Genomic DNA, 15,715 nt, shown 5'->3' on the forward strand with positions numbered 1-15,715 from the left:
GCTCAGGCGGCGGCGGAACGGGCCGTGACCGGCGGCGCCGGCCACTTCTCGTGCCAGCGCAGCTCCGCCTCCAACTGCGCGGCCACCCGCACCAGCAGCGGTTCGCTGTTCGCCGGTCCGAGCAGCTGCGCCCCGACCGGGAGGCCGTCCGGTGTGAAACCGGCGGGCACGTTGACCCCCGGCCAGCCCAGCACGTTCCACGGCCAGGCGTACGGGCAGGCCGCGATCATCGCCCGGTCGGTGGCGAACCCGCTGAGTTCGAGCAGGGCGCCGATCCGGGGCGGGGGAGCGGCGGTCGTCGGGGCGAGGACGACGTCGTACGAGGCGAAGAACCCGCCGATACGGCGGTGCAGCACGGCCTCCGCCCGCCGGGCCGCCCGCAGCGGGGCCCCGCCCAGCAGCCGGCCCAGCCGGGCCGCGTCCCGGGTGCGCCGGTCCAGCAGCGCCGGGAAGGGCGCCTCGCCCACCCGCTCGGCGATCCCGGCCGTCGCGCGCGGCACGAACGTCAGCCCGATCTGCCCGTAGGGCGGGTCCGCCTCCTCGACCCGGTGCCCCAGGGCGGCGAGCCGCTCGGCGAGTTCGACGACCCGGACGCGGACCTCCGGCAGGAGGCGGGCGGGCACCGCCGTGAACGGCGGCTTGAGGGAGAGCGCGATGCGCAGCCGCCCCGGGTCGCGGCCGACGGCTCCCGAGACGTCGACGGCCGGGGGCCGGTGCGGGTCCAGCGCGTGGTTGCCGCTCGCCGCGTCCAGCAGCAGGGCCGCGTCGGCGACCGTGCGGGCGAGGGTGCCGTTGACGGTGATGCCCTGGAAGGACTCGCCGCGCGGCCAGGTGGAGATGCGGCCGCGCTGCGGTTTGACGCCGATCAGATGGGTCCACGCGGCCGGGATCCGCACCGACCCCGCCCCGTCCGAGCCGAGCGCGGCGGGCACGAGACCGGCGGCGACCGCCGCGGCCGAGCCGCCCGAGGAACCGCCGGGCGTGTGCTCGGTGCTCCACGGATTGCGGGTCGCGCCGAAGGCGGGACCCTCGGTGAAGGGCCACTGCCCGAACTCGCAGGTGTTGGTCTTGCCGACGATCACCGCCCCGGCCGCGCGCAGCCGCCGGACCGCCTCGCCGTCCTCGGCGACCGGCGGGAACTCCCCGCAGCAGCCGAAGGCGGTCGGCTCGCCGGCCACGTCCATGTCGTCCTTCACCGCCACGGGCACCCCGAGCAGCGGCTTGCGACCGCCCGCGGCCAGCTCCCGGTCGGCCGCGTCGGCCTCGGCGAGTGCCGCCTCGGCCCGCACGATCCGGAAGGCGTTGATGCTGCCCTGCGCCGCCTCGATCCGCGCCAGCGTCCGCTCGACCAGCGCCCGGGACGTCACCTCCCCGGCGGCCAGCGCGCGGGCGGTCTCCGCCAGGCCTGCGGCACGGTCGAGCGTCATACGGACACCTCCGGAAGCAGCTCCTCTACCGAACGGTAACGTCCGGTGGCCGGCGGGGGAACGTCGACGGCAGGAGTGGAAATTCACCCACAGGCCACATCTTCCTCACTGGGCTCATCCGCTCCTGTTCAAACCATTGACGGCCCCCCGCCTCCCCCTTACTTTCTGAGCCCCACTTCCTGATCGGTTTGCCGAACCTTGTTCGGTATATCGACTCCCGGTTGCTCAAGGGAGAGCCGCCCGTGACCCCACACCCCGCCGCCCCGTCCCGCCGCACCCTGCTGCGCGCCCTGGCCGCCCTGCCCGCCTCGGCCATGCTGCTGGGCGAAGCACCGGGACTGCTCGGCAGCGCCCTGGCCGCCGCGCCCCCGAACGGCTCCGCCACCCGCTACACCATCGTCCCGTTCCTCAACAGCGACGACGGCACGGTCAACGTCTACCAGTCGGACGACGCCACCGACTTCCGCCTGCTGCGCGCCTCCGCGTACACACCGCCCGCCGGCCGGATCCGCGACGCGAGCGTCATCAGGCACACCGACGGTTACTACTACGTCACCTACACCACGCGCACCTGGCAGGACACCACCACGACGATCGGCTTCGCCCGCAGCTCCGACCGCGTCAACTGGACCTTCCTCTACGACTACACCGTCCCCCTGGCCGACCTGTCCCGCGCGTGGGCGCCCGAGTGGTTCGTCGACAGCGACGGCAGCGTCAGCATCATCGTGTCCTGCTCCACCACCAACGACCAGTGGATCTTCACGCCGTACCTGCTGCGGGCCACGAACTCGGCCCTCACGGCGTGGAGTTCACCGGTGCCGCTCTCCGGCATCGGCGCCAACCACATCGACACGTTCATCGTGAAGATCGGCTCGACGTACCACGCGTTCCCGAAGAACGAGACGACGAAGTACATCGAGTACGCCACGGCCTCGAACCTGACCGGCCCGTACACGATCCGCCGGACGGGCGACTGGGCGGGCTGGGGCAGCTACCGCGAGGGCCCGGCGCTGGTCCGGCTCGACAACGGCGGCTGGCGGATGTTCTTCGACGGCTACGGCGACGGGAACTACTACTACAGCGACAGCTACGACACCTTCGCCACCTGGTCGGCGCCGGCCGCGCTGCCCGGGATCTCCGGCACCGCCCGGCACTTCACGGTGGTCAAGGAGACGGTCGCGGGCGGCCCGAGCCTGGCGAAGAACGTCACGCGCTCCTTCCGCTCGGCCAACTACTCCACCCGCTACTGGCAGCAGCAGTCCTCACTGCTCAACCTGCCCGTGGTGAGCGGCTCCAGCACCGCCGCCGAGAAGCAGGCCGCCACCTTCACGGTCGTCGCCGGCCTGGCCGATGGCAGCGGCTACTCCTTCCGCGACGCCGCCGGCAACTACCTGCGGCACTGGGACTTCCGCGCCCGCTTCGACCCGAACGACGGCACGAGCACGTTCGCCAAGGACGCCACGTTCGTCCTGAGGGCCGGCACGGCGTCGGGCTCCGTCCGCTTCGAGTCGTACAACTACCCGGGGTACTACCTGCGCCACTACTCCTACCAGCTCCGCGTGGAGCGCTCGAACGGAACGGACCTGTTCCGCCAGGACAGCTCGTTCGTGCCGGTGGCGGCCTGGGCCTGAGCGCACCGGGGGCGGCCAGACCCCCCGGCAGCGGTATCGGCCGAACGGTCGAGGGACCCGGGGGAGACGGCCCGGATGCCGACCGTTCGGCCGAGGCGCGCGTGCGGTCCGGCGGGCGAGGGTGGAGCCGCATCCTCCCCCCCCCCCCGGACCTCAGGAGCACACCATGCAGCGCAGCACGTTCCTCGTCGGTGCCGTCGGCGCCGCGACCGCCGTCGTCGCACTGGGCGGTCTCGGCACCTATCTCCTCTCGGGCACCGAGTCGACCAGCCGCCTGGACGAGCACAGCACGGCGTCGGTGGACGGCCACAAGGCGCTCGCCGCGAACATCGTCGCGGGCCGCACCGAGAGCAAGTACCACCCGCTGCCCTGGGTCGGCGACAAGCTCTCCGGCGTCTCCTGCCCGACCGGTCTCAAGGCCGTGGCCGGAGCCACCCTCACCTGCACCGGCAAGAAGAGCGACGGCAAGACCGTCGAGATCCCCGTCCGCGTGACCAGGGCCGGCGCCAAGAGCGTCACCTGGACCTTCGAGCGCTGACGAAGGAGCCAGGACACACCATGAGCACCGTCCTGGCCGGACACGGCCTCGTCAAGAAGTACGGCTCCACCACCGCCCTGGCCGGCGTGGACCTGGAGGTCCGTGAACGCGACTCCCTGGCGATCATGGGCCCCTCGGGGTCCGGCAAGTCGACCCTGCTGCACACCCTCGCCGGGATCGTCCGCCCCGACGGCGGCCAGGTGCTGCTGCGCGGCGAGCGCCTCGACAACCTGGGGGAGAACCGGCTGAGCGCCCTGCGCCGCAAGCGCTTCGGCTTCGTCTTCCAGTTCGGCCAGCTGCTGCCCGAGCTGCCCGCCGAGGAGAACGTCGCCCTGCCGCTGATGCTGGAGGGCATGCCGCGCGGCGAGGCCGTGGCCCGGGCCCGCCGCTGGTTCGCACCGCTCGGCCTGGAGGGGCTGGAGCAGCGCCGCCCCGGCCGGCTCTCCGGCGGCCAGGCCCAGCGGGTCGCCATCGCCCGTGCCCTGGTCGCCGAGCCGGACGTGGTCTTCGCCGACGAGCCGACCGGGGCGCTGGACCAGCGCACCAGCACGGAGGTCGTACAGCTGCTGACCTTCGCCACCCGGGAGACGGGAGCCGCCCTGGTCATGGTCACCCACGACGCCGACGTCGCCGCCCTCTGCGACCGCGTCCTGCACGTCCGCGACGGCCTCATCAGCGGCCACAGCCAGTTCACCGTCGCCTGAGATGACCCGCCCGAAGCCCCCGGAGTCCGCATGCGTTCCCCCGTCCTGCCCCTGACCTGGCACCTCGCCCGGTCCTCCGGCCGCCGCGGTCTGCACTCCCGGCTGCTCGCGGCCGGTGCCGCCGCCGTCGGCTCCTTCCTCCTGCTGCTGATGATCGCCGCCACCCTCGGCGCGGGCACCCGCGCCGACCACACCACGTGGCGCACCCCCGACGCCGTCCCGGCCAAGGAAGCGACGGCCGTCCAGGCCACGACCACGACGTACGTCCGCCACGAACCCGTCACCGTCGTGAACCTCGCCCGGCTGCCCGGCCGGGGGCCGGCCCCCGCACCGCCCGGCCTGCGCGACTTCCCGGAACCGGGCCAGGTGTACGTCTCCCCGGCCCTGGCCGACCTGCTGCACGACCTTCCCCCCGGCCGGCTCGCCGGCCGCTTCCCCGAGGTGAGGTCCTACGGCACCGTCGGCGCCGCCGGTCTCGCCTCCCCGGACGAACTGGTCGCGGTGGTCGGACGGGCGCCCGGCGACGCGGCTGTCTCCCCGGCCGCCGGGAAGCAGAACCACTACGACGAGCACCTGACCGAGCGCGCCCCGATCGCCGGCTTCTCCGCCACCGAGGCGAGCGTGTTCACCGGCACCGACCAGGGGACCGTGCTCCTCGGAGTGGTGCTCCTCGTCATGCCGGTCGTCGTGCTGGCCTCGGCCGCCGGACGGCTCGGCGCCGCGCGGCGCGAGCAGCGGCTCGCCGCGCTGCGGCTGGCCGGGGCGACCCCACGGCAGATCCTCGCCATGACCGCCGTCGAGGCGGCCGCGGTCGGCGCGACCGGGGCGCTGGCGGGCGCGCTCGCCCACACGGCGCTGCTGCCCGCGCTCGCCCGACTCCCGTACGGCGTCGGCGCCTGGTACACGGACCGGTTGTGGGTGGGGCTGCCGTGGCTCGCCGCGGTGGTGGCGGCCGTCACGGCACTGATCACCGTCAGCGCGGTGACGACGCTGCGCCGGGTGGCCACCTCGCCCCTGGGCGTCGCCCAGCAGGCCGACCCACGCCGTACCCGCGTGCTCCGCCTGCTGCTGTTCGTCGCGGTCCTGCTCTACATCTGGGCGACCACGGACGGCAGCGGCCAGCTGAAGCCCCGTCAGCTGGCCGCCCTGCTCGTGCTCTTCTACGGCGCGTTCTGGCTGCTCGGCCCCTGGGTCGTGGACCGGCTCGGACGGATCGTGGGCCGCCACGCCAAACGCCCGGCCACGCTGCTGGCCGCGCGGCGCCTCAGCGACGACCCGCGCGGGGCCTGGCGCACCGTCAGCGGCCTTGTCCTGGCGGGTTTCGTGGCCGGGTTCTTCTCCGTCAGCACACTCGGCCTGGAAGGCCCGCGCCACGAGGGCCAGGTGGCGGTGATCACCGCGAACGCCGCCGACGCCCGGCACACCGCGGCCGAGGCCCGCACGCTCCTGCGCGAGGCGGGCGTCACGGCGACCGTCGCCGTCACGCGCGAGGACGACTACGACAGCCTGCTCGGCGGCGTCGACGGCGTGACCGCCCAGGTCTCCGGCGGGCAGGAGCAGATCGACACCGCCGTCACCGCCCTGACGCCCCTCGGCTTGGGCAGGTACCCGATCACGCAGGAGTACGTGTCCGCGCCGGACGACACGGTCACCACCCGCCTCGCCACCGTCAGCACCGCCACCCTGGTGCTGAGCTTCCTCGTCGCGGCCGCCTCCGCCGGACTCACGGCCGCCGCGAACGTCCTCGACCGGCGCCGCGTCTACGGCCTGCTGCGGCTGGCCGGTACCCCGCTTGAGGTGCTGGAACGGGCCCGGATCCGCGAGACCGTCATCCCCCTGACCGTCCTGGCCGGCGGCACGACCGCGATGGGCGCCTTCGGCGCGATGCAGCTCAACAAGGCGGCCGGCACCACCGTCGACGCCTCCGGTGCCGTCCAACTGGTGGTCTGCGTGGCCGTCGGCGCGCTGGCCGTGCTCGCCGCGATCGCCGGCAGCAGGCCGCTGCTGCGGAAGGTGACGGCGGGCCCGGCACAGACGGCGGACTGACGCGCTACTCGTCGGAGAGCGTGAGGTCGGGAACCCGCCACGCCGCCAGCGCGAAGGCGACCAGGGACACCGCGGCGCCCGTGAGGAACACGAGGCGCATCGAGGTGACGTAGCCCTCCAGGAACGGCAGCGCCACGCCCGGGTCGAGGACGTGCAGGAAGGCGGAGTCCTCCAGGTTCACCCCGCCGCCGGGACGGAGGACGCCGGACAGGGCCCGCGCGCTGTCGGGCTGGGCCAGGAGGTGGCGGTAGGCCGGGTCGCTGCGGGCCTCGGCCAGTCGCTCGGCGATCCGGCCGGCCGCCGTGGTGAACAGGATCGACAGGAACGCCGCGGTGCCGACCGTACCGCCGTTGGAGCGGAAGAAGTTGACCGACGCCGTCGCCGCGCCCATGTCCGTACGGGGCACCTCGCACTGCGCGAGCGTGGTGAGCGTCTGCATCGACGCGCCGAGCCCCGCGCCCATCAGGACCATGCCGAGCGCCGGGTGCCACAGCGGGCTGTCCACACGCAGCGTGGCGAACACGAGCATCGCGGCGGTGAACGAGCCGACACCGGCGACGAGATGCACCTTGAACCGGCCGGTCCGGGCGATCATCCGGCCCGTCAGCAACGTCACCGCGAGGTTCGCGGCGACCGTGGGCAGGGTCGCCAGGCCCGCCGCGATGGGGCTCATGCCACGGACGAGCTGGAGGTAGAGCGGCAGCGTCGTCATCGCTCCGAACATGCCGATGCCGACGACGAAGTGCAGTCCGACGCCCAGCCGGAAGGTCCGGACGCGGAACAGGCGCGGCGGCAGCAGCGCGGCGTCACCGGACCGGCGCTCCACCAGGACGAACACGGCGAGCCCTGCCACGCCGACCGCGTACATCACCAGGGCCCGGGGCGAGTCCCACCCCCAGACGCGGCCCTGCTCGGCGACCGTCAGCAGCGGGACCAGCCCCACGGCCAGGGTGAGCGCCCCGGCGTAGTCGAGCCGGTGCCGCGCCCGCCGGTGCGGGAAGCGCAGCACGCGCGTGATCGCCACCGCGGCCGCGGCGGCGAGCGGCACGTTGATCAGGAAGATCCAGCGCCAGCCGGCTATGCCGAGCAGCTCGGCCCGGTCCGCGAAGGCACCGCCCACGAGCGGGCCGACGATGCTGGCGCCGCCGAACACGGCCATGAAGTAACCCTGGTAGCGGCCCCGTTCGCGCGGAGTGGTGATGTCGGCGACGATCGTCATCGCTAGCGACATCAGCCCGCCGCCGCCGAGCCCCTGCACGGCACGGAACGCCGCCAGCTCGTAGATCGACGTGGCGCATCCGCACAGCAGCGAGCCGACGGTGAACAGGGCGATCGCGGCGAGGTAGACGGGCCTGCGGCCGTGGATGTCGGAGAGCTTGCCGTACAGCGGCGTCGCGATGGTGGCGGTGATGAGATACGCGGTGGTCACCCACGCCTGGGCGGTCAGCCCGTGCAGGTCGTCGGCGATGGTCCGCAGCGCGGACGAGACCACGGTCTGGTCCAGCGCGCCCAGGAACATGCCGAGCACCAGCCCGGACATGACGGTGGTGATCTGCCGGTGACTGAGCCGCGGGGGCATGTCCCCGGCCGCGCCCTGATCTCGGGTGTCGGAGAAGGTCACGTGTCGTCCTCGGGGTGGGGGCGGATACGGCGCGCGGGCGCGGGCCGTCCGGCGACCGGCGGTACGGTCCGCGCCCGCGGCGAGAGGGCGGCTAGCCGGCGATGCCGGTCAGGTCGCCGACCGCCTGTCCGATCTCCGGCAGTGACAGCATCGCCAGCTGGGCCGAGCGGGCCCGTGCCCGGGGCCCGGGATCGGCGAGGAGCTCGCGGCACACGTCGGCGATGCCCCTCGCGCTCCGGTCCGTGATGTGACGGCCCAGGCCCAGTTCCTCCACGCGCCGCGCGTTGGCGGGCTGGTCCCCGAAGTGCGGCAGGACCGCGAGCGGCGTGCCGGTGCGCATGGCCTCGCGGATGCTGTTGAAGCCGCCGTGGGTGACGAACAGGTCGACCGACTCCAGCAGCAGCGGCTGCGGAACCCGCTCGGTGACATGGACGTGTCCGGGCAGTCCCTCGGTGTCCACCGGAACCCCGGAGGTCGACACGACCACCGTGCAGTCGTCCAGCTCGGCCGCCGCCCCCAGGATCGCGCGCAGGCTCTCGGCGGGGTCCGGCAGCCGCACGGGCAGAGGCGTCTCCTCGTCCGCCGTGCGCTCACGGAGCTGCGGCAGGGCGGTACCGATCGCGGCGTACACCAGCGGCCGGTCCGTGGGCAGTCCGGCGGCCCACTGAGGCAGCACCCCACCGCGCTCCACGTCCACCGTCTGCCGGTAGGACCACGCCCGGGACAGGTGACGGGTGAAGGAGAAGGCGGGCGGCACGTAGTCGACCCGGCCGTGCGGTGCGATGGACAGCGGGTCGTCCCCTGCGGGCAGTCCCAGCTCCGCGCGCCGCTCGTTCAGCTGCGGCAGCACCTCGGCGGGGTCCAGCATGTTGCTGAACCCGGAAGGCGTCGGCAACTGCGGCACGCCGAGCAGTTCGGCGGTGAGCACCGCGCTCATGTCCATGCCGTCCCGCAGGATCACGTCGGGCCCGAAGTCACGGGCGAGGGGGAGCAGGACCTCCAGGTACGGCTTGACTCCGGGCCCGGCCACGTGGCGCATCAGCAGCCGGTCCAGCGCCTCGGTCGGCTCCGTCAGGTCGACGGTGCTGCCTTGGAGCTCGGCGAGGTACGGGGCCGCCGCGGCGAGCGGATCGAACTCCGCTAAAGCGGCCTTCACCTGTACGTCGTCGTCACGGAACACGGGGACGAGCGTCTCGGTGGTGACCACCAGCACCTGATGCCCGGCCCCGGCCAGGGCGCGCAGCAGGGGCAGTTGGGCGCGCCCGTGGGAGGGACTGCCGAGCGTGGTGCACAGAACCCGCATGGGGTGAACCTTTCTCTCGGTTTCTTTTCTGGAGGGAAGGGGAGCAGAAGCCGGCATCGGTGCCCGCGCGGGCGTCACGCCACCCGGGCCGGTGTGTCCGCGCGCCCGATGCCGTGCCGGCTCAGCCCGGCCCGCGCGAGCCGGTCCGCGTCCAGCAGGTTGCGGAAGTCGTGGACTTCCCGGCCGGCCATGCGCGCGGCGATCGCCGCCCAGTCGAGGTCGCGCAGCTCCGGCCACTCGGTGAGGACGAGACAGGCCGCCGCCCCCTCCGCCGCCCGCACGGGGTCGTCGGCGAGGTCGAGCAGATCGCTCAGGTCGGGCCGCTCCTCGCGCAACGCCGGGTCGTACGCCGTGAGTTCGGCGCCGCGCTCGCGCAGCAGCCGGGCGACGGAGAGCGCGGGGGAGTCGCGCAGATCGGAGGTGCCGGCCTTGAAGGTCAGGCCGTACAGGGCGAGTCGTACGCCGTGCAGCGAGCCGTCCGCGCCGCTTCCGCACGAGGCGGCGACCCGGTCGACGAGCTGCCGCTGGTGGGCGACGTTGGTCTCGATGGTGGCGCGCAGCAGGGGGAAGTCGACCCCGGCCAGTTCGCACACGGTCAGCAGGGCGTGGGTGTCCTTGGGCAGACAGGAGCCGCCCCAGCCGGGCCCGGGCCGAAGGAACGCGGAGCCGATGCGCGGGTCGCGGCCGATGCCCTCGGTGACGTCGTCGATGTCGGCGCCGAAGCGTTCGCAGACGGTGGCCAGGTTGTTGGCGAAGGACAGTTTCATGGCGAGGAAGAAGTTCGCCGCGTACTTGGTCAGTTCGGCGCTCGCCGGGTCGGTGAGCACCAGCGGGGCGTCCAGTCCGGCGTACAGGTCGGCGACGCGCCGGGCGGCGTCCCGGTCGGCGGCGCCGATGACGATCCGGTCGGGGTGCAGGAAGTCGTGGACGGCGCGGCCCTCGCGCAGGAACTCCGGGTTGCTGACCACGGCCACGTCGTCCCGGCCGAGCAGCGTGGCGACGCGCTCGCTCGTCCCGACGGGCACGGTCGACTTGTTGACGACGACACAGCCGGGCGGCAGTTCCTCGCGGATCTGCGCGGCGACGGCCTCCACGGCGGCGAGATCGGCCGCGCCGCCCGCCCCCATGGGTGTGGGCAGGCACAGGAACACGACCCCGGCCTCGGCGACGGCGGCCGCGGTGTCGCCGGTGAAGTCGAGCAGGGCCGCGTCCAGGGCGTCCCGGACGGTCTCGGGCAGGCCGGGTTCGAGGATGTCGACCCGGGCCTCGCGCAGGCGCTCGACCTTGTGCGGGTCGGCGTCCGCGCACACCACGGAGTGCCCGAGTGAGGCCAGGCAGGCGCCGGTTGTCAGTCCGACGTAGCCGGTTCCGATCACGGCGACGCGTCGAGCAGGCACAGCAGATCACCTTTTCCGGTCGGTGGGGGAGGGCACAGCGAGGACTCAAGTCACCAAGCGTTGACCGGAGTCAGGTATCGCATGCGGCCAAAAGACAAGTCAACGTTTGATGACAACGGTCGGTGACTTTGAGACAGCCACCGCAGACTGGAACATGGGCGGATGGCCAGAGGGCCGTGGACCAGGAGGTGCGGTACGTGACCGGAGTACACAACGGTGAGGCGGCGAAGGCGGCGGCCCGCCGGCCCGACCGCAAACGCTCGGCCTCGGCGACGCGTACGGCGCTGCGGGCCGCCGCGGCCTTCCGCTTCGGCAAGTACGGCTACGAGGGCACCAGCGTGCGCGACATCGCGGGCGACGTGGGAGTGGACGCCGCACTCGTCTACCGCTACTTCGGCTCGAAAGAAGCCCTGTTCAACGACGTTTCCGGTACCGGCAGGATGTTCGAGCCGCTGCTGGAAGAGCCGGTCGAGACGATCCCCGACTGGTTCTGCGCGCTGCTCATGGGGCCGCCGAAGGAGGGTGACTTCCCGCATCCGGTGCTCTCCGTACTGCGGTCCTCCGGCCGGGACGAGGCGGTGGCGCGGCTGCGCGCGGACTTCACGGACGTGTTCTCCCGCCGGCTGGCCGCCCGTCTCGGCGGCCCCGACGCCGACCTGCGGGCGGAGCTCCTCGCCGCCTGGATGCTCGGCACGAGCCTCATGCTCACCGAGATACGCCCACCCGCCCTGGCCGCGGCGCGGGACGCCACGCTGGAGCGGTACCTGCGGGCGGGCATCGAGGTCCTGCTGGGCCCGGCACCGGCACAGGACGACGGGGCGTCAGGGGCCGGGGACGAGGAAGGCGCCGCCGGCGACGGCTGACGCTGCCGCACCACGTCCGCACGACCGCCGGAGCCGTCGTGCGCACGGGGCCTCGGTCAGGTGTGGGACAGGGCGAAGGAGACCAGGAACCCGCACACGGTGATCAGCCCGATGGCCAGGTGGGCGTCCTGGAACGCCTCGGGGATCATCGTGTCGGCGATCATGGCGAGGATCGCCCCGGCGGCCACCGCCGTGACCGCCGCGATCACAGCGGGGGAGAACGCCCCGACGACGGCGTACCCGAGGACGGCCGAGACGGTACTGGCACCGGCGATCGCCGTCCACACCCCGAAGACGTACGCCTTGCCGCGCCCCGCCCGCTTCATGCCCGCCGAACTGGACAGTCCCTCCGGCACGTTGCTGAGGAACACGGCCGCCACGGTCACCAGGCTGACCGCCCCGCCGTCGAGCAGGCTGACCCCGATGACCGCCGACTCCGGGATGCCGTCCAGCAGCGCTCCGAGAGCCAGCGCCGTCCCGGACCCGCCCTGCTCCGCCTCCGACGGCTGGGACTGTGACGACCGGTGGCCGGAGCGTTTGCGGTGCCGCGCCCCGCGCCCGGCCAGCCAGAGGTTGCCCACGGTGTAGGCGATCGCGCCGGCGAGCGTGCCGATCGCGGCCGGGGCGATCCCGGCCTGTTCGTACGCCTCACCGACCAACTCGAAGGAGACCGCCGACAGCAGGACCCCGGCACCGAAGGCCATCACCGTGGCGATCACCTTCTGCGGCACGCGCAGCCCGTACCCGAGCGCGGCGCCGAGCAGCAGCGCCGAGCCCGCCAGCAGTCCCCACAGTCCCGCCTGCACCACTTCAGCCATGCCGCTACCGGTACCCGGAGCCGTTCCGGCGTCACCTGCCGGTGCGGGCGCCCGACGCGGTACTAGCCGACCCGCTGCATCGCCTTCCGGTGCCGCTCCGCCATCGCCGCCCCGGACTCGCGGCGTGCCATCCTGCGCAGGACGGACGGGGCGAGGAGCAGCCCGGCGACCGTCCAGGCGCCCAGCACACCCGCTGTCTCCAGGTGCCGCCAGGACGCGCCGATCTCGACGGCGACCGCGTCGGCCGGCAGCAGCGCGGACCGCAGGGCGAGGCCGAGCCAGTACACGGGGAAGACCTGCCCGACGGTCTGCAGCCACTCGGGCAGCTTCGACAGCGGGAAGTAGATCCCGGAGATCACGACGAGCCCCATCACCGGAAGCATCAGCAACCCGACCGTGCGCGGGTTGTCGACGAGCGAGCCGATGACGGCGCCGGCCGGCAGGGTGGCCAGCAGACCCAGCGGGAGCGCCCACACCAGCGTCAGCAGCGCTCCGCCGCCCTGCCGGGCGACCCCGTCCACGAGGAACACGCCCACGGCGAAGGGGAGGGCCATGGACGCCAGAGCCGTACCCGACACCATGACGATCTTGCCGACGAGGTGGCCGACCATGCCGTGGGGCACGGCCTTGGCCCGCAGCAGCGTGCCGTCCTCGCGCTCGGTCGCGAGCAGTTGGGCCGTGGTCATCATCCCGGTGAACGCCAGCGTCATCCCCAGCATGCTCGGCAGGATGAACGCGCCGGTGGAGATGTCGGTCCCCTTCAGCCGGTCGTCCCCGGCGAGGAACAGCGGAACGAGGAGCAGGACCGTCCAGAGCACGTAACCGAACACGTCCTGGCCGGTGGTGAAGGTGTGCCGGAGTTCCGTCCAGCCGCGCCGCACCCCCACCCCGGCCGCGTACCACACCGGACTCATCGCGTTCCCTCCCCGAAAGCGTGCGCCGCCCGTTCCTCGGGAACGCTCCCCGTCTCCAGCTCCCGCACCATGGTCAGGTAGGTGTCCTCCAGGCTCGCCCGGCGCACCTCCAGCCCGCCGATCGCCTCGCCGTGCTCTTCGAACAGCCGCCGGACGAACCGGGTGGGCTCGGCCGTCGACTCCTCGAAACGCCGCCCGTCCCGCGTCCAGCGCACGGTGGCCTCGGCCGACGCCCGCCGGGACAGCTCCTCGGCCGGACCGTCGGCCACGATCCGGCCACCGGCCAGGATGAGGATCCGGTGGGCGAGCCGCTCCGCCTCGGCGAGGTCGTGCGTGGTCATCAGGACCGTGGTGTTCTCGTCCGCGAGCCCGCGTACCAGGCCGTGGAACTCGTTCCTCGCCTCCGGGTCCAGACCGGCCGTCGGCTCGTCGAGGAACAGCAGCTCGGGTCTGCCCACGATGCCGACGGCCACGTCGAACCGCCTGCGCTGCCCCCCGGACAGGGTCCCGACCCGCTTGTCCGCCTGCTCGGTCAGCCCCACCGCGGCGAGGAGCTCGTCGACGTCCCACGGACGCCGCAGCAGCGGGGTGGAGTACGGCACGTAGTACGAGCCGAGATGGGCCAGCAACTCCCGTACCCGCCACTTGCCGTGGTCCCGCCAGGACTGCAGCACGACGCCCAGGCGCGCCCGCCACCGCTCGTCCCCGCGAGCCGGATCCGTGCCGAGGACGGTCACATCGCCGTCCGAACGCATCCGGAAGCCTTCCAGGATCTCGATCGTGGTCGTCTTGCCGGCGCCGTTCGGGCCGAGCAGCACCAGGACCTCGCCGCGCCGGGCCGTGAAGCCGACGCCTTTCAGCACGTCCTGGCTGCGGTAGCGCATCCGCAGATCGCGTACGGCGATGACCGTGTCGCCCTCTGGTGGTGGGCCGCCGGCCCCTGGTAACGCGTGACCGGTCGTCATCCGCGGTCCCCCGTCCGTCTCGTGTGCCGTCCTGTGGGATCAGGGGCCGGGGCCGCGCCGACGTCCGGGGTCAGGGGACGTCGGCGACGGCTGTGGCTGCCGTTGCCACCTGGCAGCGGTCGTTCGGGCCCCCTCCGGGCGAACACATTACCGAACGGTTCCACCGGGCCGGTCCGGTGGAAGGCCCGGCCGGCTGCGTCGTCACCCGGTGCCGAGACCGGCGTCGTCGACCTCCTTCCGGCCCTCGGCCTTGAGGACCTTGTTGAGCGGGGTGAGGTCGTAGATGCCCTTCAGGTCGGGCTTCTCCAGCAGTCCGGCCTTGACCGCGTGGTCCGCCTCGGTGCGGAGGGTGGAGGCGAGCGGGTCGTCGAGGAAGGCGATGGACTTCCAGGCCGGGTCCAGGACGTCGGCGGGCAGCGCCTTCCCGGACAGGGTCTCCAGGGCCTTGTTCGCGGAGGCCTTCGCCTGGTCCGGGTGGGCGTTGATCCACGCGTTGGTCTTCACCGAACCGCGCAGCACGGCCTCGACCACGTCCGGGTGCTGCTTCAGGAACTCCTGCCGCACGATGATGTTCGTGATGACGAACTTCTTGTCGGGCCACAGCGTCGACTCGTCGAGCAGCACCTTGCCGCCCTCCGCGACCAGCTTCGACGCGGTCGGCTCCGGTACCCACGCGCCGTCGATGGAACCGGATTTGTAGGCGTCGGGCGTGACCTTGTTGTCCGTGCGGACGACGGAGACATCGCCCCTGCCGCTCGCGGCGTCGACCTTCCACCCCTGGTCCTTGACCCAGTTGAGGAACGCGACGTCCTGGGTGTTGCCGAGCTGCGGGGTGGCGATCTTCTTGCCCTTGACGTCCTGGAGGGACTTGATCCGCTCCGGGTTGACGACGAGCTTCACACCGCCCGAGGCGGAGCCGCCGATGATGCGCAGGTTCCGGCCGTTCGACTTGGTGTAGCCGTTGATGGCGGGGGAGGGGCCGATCCAGCCGATGTCGAGGGAGCCGGCGTTCAGCGCCTCGATCTCGGAGGGCCCGGCGTTGAACGTCGAGGGCTTGATGGTCGTGCCGCCGAGTTCCTTCTGGAAGATGCCCTCCTGGACGCCGACGAGCGCGGTGGCGTGCGTGAGGTTGGGGAAGTAGCCGATCTTCACTTCGTCGGCGGAGAGCTTCTTCGCGCCCGCCGCGACCTGGCTCTGCTTGCCGTCGTCGGTGGACTGGGAACCGTAGCCGCAGGCGGTGAGCAGCAGCGGGAGCGCGGTTGCGGCGGCGAGGATGCGCAGGGTGGTGAGCGGTCTGGCGGCAGACACGGAGGTGTCCTCTCGGGGTGACGGGTGGATCGGTGAGGAGCGGCTGTGCGAGGCGTGCGGCCCGGGGGCACGTGCCGGTGCTCCGCTCACCGGCGCCCGGCGGCGGGAACGCCGCCGAGGGGCTCGGGAGCGGAGGTGTGCGGTGTGGGGGGGGAGGCGCGGGAGGCGCTGCCGCCCGGA

Annotated in this window: 13 protein-coding genes; 5 read left to right on the forward strand and 8 right to left on the reverse strand. The window is 73.0% G+C overall.

Features of this window, described 5'->3' with window-relative positions; genetic code table 11:
* Positions 1-2: 2 nt before the first annotated feature.
* A complete protein-coding gene (locus tag ABZ386_RS12435; protein WP_358964693.1) occupies positions 3-1,427 on the reverse strand; it encodes an amidase in 1,425 nt (474 codons plus the stop codon).
* Positions 1,428-1,669: 242 nt separating this feature from the next.
* On the opposite strand from ABZ386_RS12435, the gene ABZ386_RS12440 reads away from it, so the two are divergent.
* The 4 genes from ABZ386_RS12440 (at position 1,670) to ABZ386_RS12455 (ending at position 6,346) form a co-directional block, all read left to right on the forward strand.
* Complete coding sequence (locus ABZ386_RS12440; protein WP_358964694.1) at positions 1,670-3,058, forward strand: glycoside hydrolase family 43 protein; 1,389 nt, start codon at positions 1,670-1,672, stop codon at positions 3,056-3,058.
* A 166-nt stretch (positions 3,059-3,224) separates the two neighbouring features.
* On the forward strand, positions 3,225-3,596 hold the full coding sequence (locus ABZ386_RS12445; RefSeq protein ID WP_351333247.1) for a DUF4333 domain-containing protein: 372 nt from the start codon (positions 3,225-3,227) through the stop codon (positions 3,594-3,596).
* 20 nt (positions 3,597-3,616) lie between these two features.
* The gene (locus ABZ386_RS12450) at positions 3,617-4,300 is read left to right on the forward strand and encodes an ABC transporter ATP-binding protein (RefSeq protein WP_351333245.1); all 684 of its coding nucleotides are present in this window, start codon (positions 3,617-3,619) and stop codon (positions 4,298-4,300) included.
* Between the two features lie 30 nt (positions 4,301-4,330).
* Positions 4,331-6,346, forward strand: a complete 2,016-nt coding sequence (locus ABZ386_RS12455) for an FtsX-like permease family protein (RefSeq protein ID WP_358964695.1) — start codon at positions 4,331-4,333, stop codon at positions 6,344-6,346.
* Positions 6,347-6,350: 4 nt separating this feature from the next.
* On the opposite strand, the gene ABZ386_RS12460 is transcribed toward ABZ386_RS12455, so the two are convergent.
* From ABZ386_RS12460 to ABZ386_RS12470, 3 genes are all read right to left on the reverse strand, one after another.
* A complete protein-coding gene (locus ABZ386_RS12460; protein WP_351333240.1) occupies positions 6,351-7,967 on the reverse strand; it encodes an MDR family MFS transporter in 1,617 nt (538 codons plus the stop codon).
* A gap of 91 nt (positions 7,968-8,058) precedes the next feature.
* Positions 8,059-9,270: a glycosyltransferase gene (locus ABZ386_RS12465; RefSeq protein WP_358964696.1), complete on the reverse strand. Its 1,212-nt coding sequence runs from the start codon at positions 9,268-9,270 to the stop codon at positions 8,059-8,061.
* Positions 9,271-9,344: 74 nt separating this feature from the next.
* Entirely contained in the window at positions 9,345-10,667 is a 1,323-nt protein-coding gene (locus ABZ386_RS12470; protein WP_356502479.1) for a UDP-glucose/GDP-mannose dehydrogenase family protein, read from the reverse strand.
* 197 nt (positions 10,668-10,864) lie between these two features.
* On the opposite strand from ABZ386_RS12470, the gene ABZ386_RS12475 reads away from it, so the two are divergent.
* Positions 10,865-11,530: a TetR family transcriptional regulator gene (locus tag ABZ386_RS12475; protein ID WP_351333232.1), complete on the forward strand. Its 666-nt coding sequence runs from the start codon at positions 10,865-10,867 to the stop codon at positions 11,528-11,530.
* A 56-nt stretch (positions 11,531-11,586) separates the two neighbouring features.
* Here the strand turns inward: ABZ386_RS12475 and ABZ386_RS12480 are convergent, their stop codons facing one another.
* The 4 genes from ABZ386_RS12480 to ABZ386_RS12495 all read right to left on the reverse strand — a co-directional run bounded on the left by ABZ386_RS12480 (position 11,587) and on the right by ABZ386_RS12495 (position 15,535).
* A complete protein-coding gene (locus ABZ386_RS12480) occupies positions 11,587-12,348 on the reverse strand; it encodes a ZIP family zinc transporter (protein WP_355724363.1) in 762 nt (253 codons plus the stop codon).
* Between the two features lie 62 nt (positions 12,349-12,410).
* Positions 12,411-13,262, reverse strand: coding sequence for an ABC transporter permease (locus ABZ386_RS12485; protein ID WP_351333226.1), 852 nt, complete (start codon positions 13,260-13,262; stop codon positions 12,411-12,413).
* A complete protein-coding gene (locus ABZ386_RS12490) occupies positions 13,259-14,227 on the reverse strand; it encodes an ABC transporter ATP-binding protein (RefSeq protein ID WP_351333223.1) in 969 nt (322 codons plus the stop codon). The genes ABZ386_RS12485 and ABZ386_RS12490 overlap by 4 nt, the downstream gene beginning before the upstream one ends.
* Before the next feature lie 201 nt (positions 14,228-14,428).
* Positions 14,429-15,535: an aliphatic sulfonate ABC transporter substrate-binding protein gene (locus ABZ386_RS12495; RefSeq protein WP_356502477.1), complete on the reverse strand. Its 1,107-nt coding sequence runs from the start codon at positions 15,533-15,535 to the stop codon at positions 14,429-14,431.
* Positions 15,536-15,715 lie beyond the last annotated feature (180 nt).

It is taken from the genome of Streptomyces sp. NPDC006140 (assembly GCF_040628815.1).
In the GTDB taxonomy this organism is placed as follows: Bacteria; Actinomycetota; Actinomycetes; order Streptomycetales; family Streptomycetaceae; genus Streptomyces.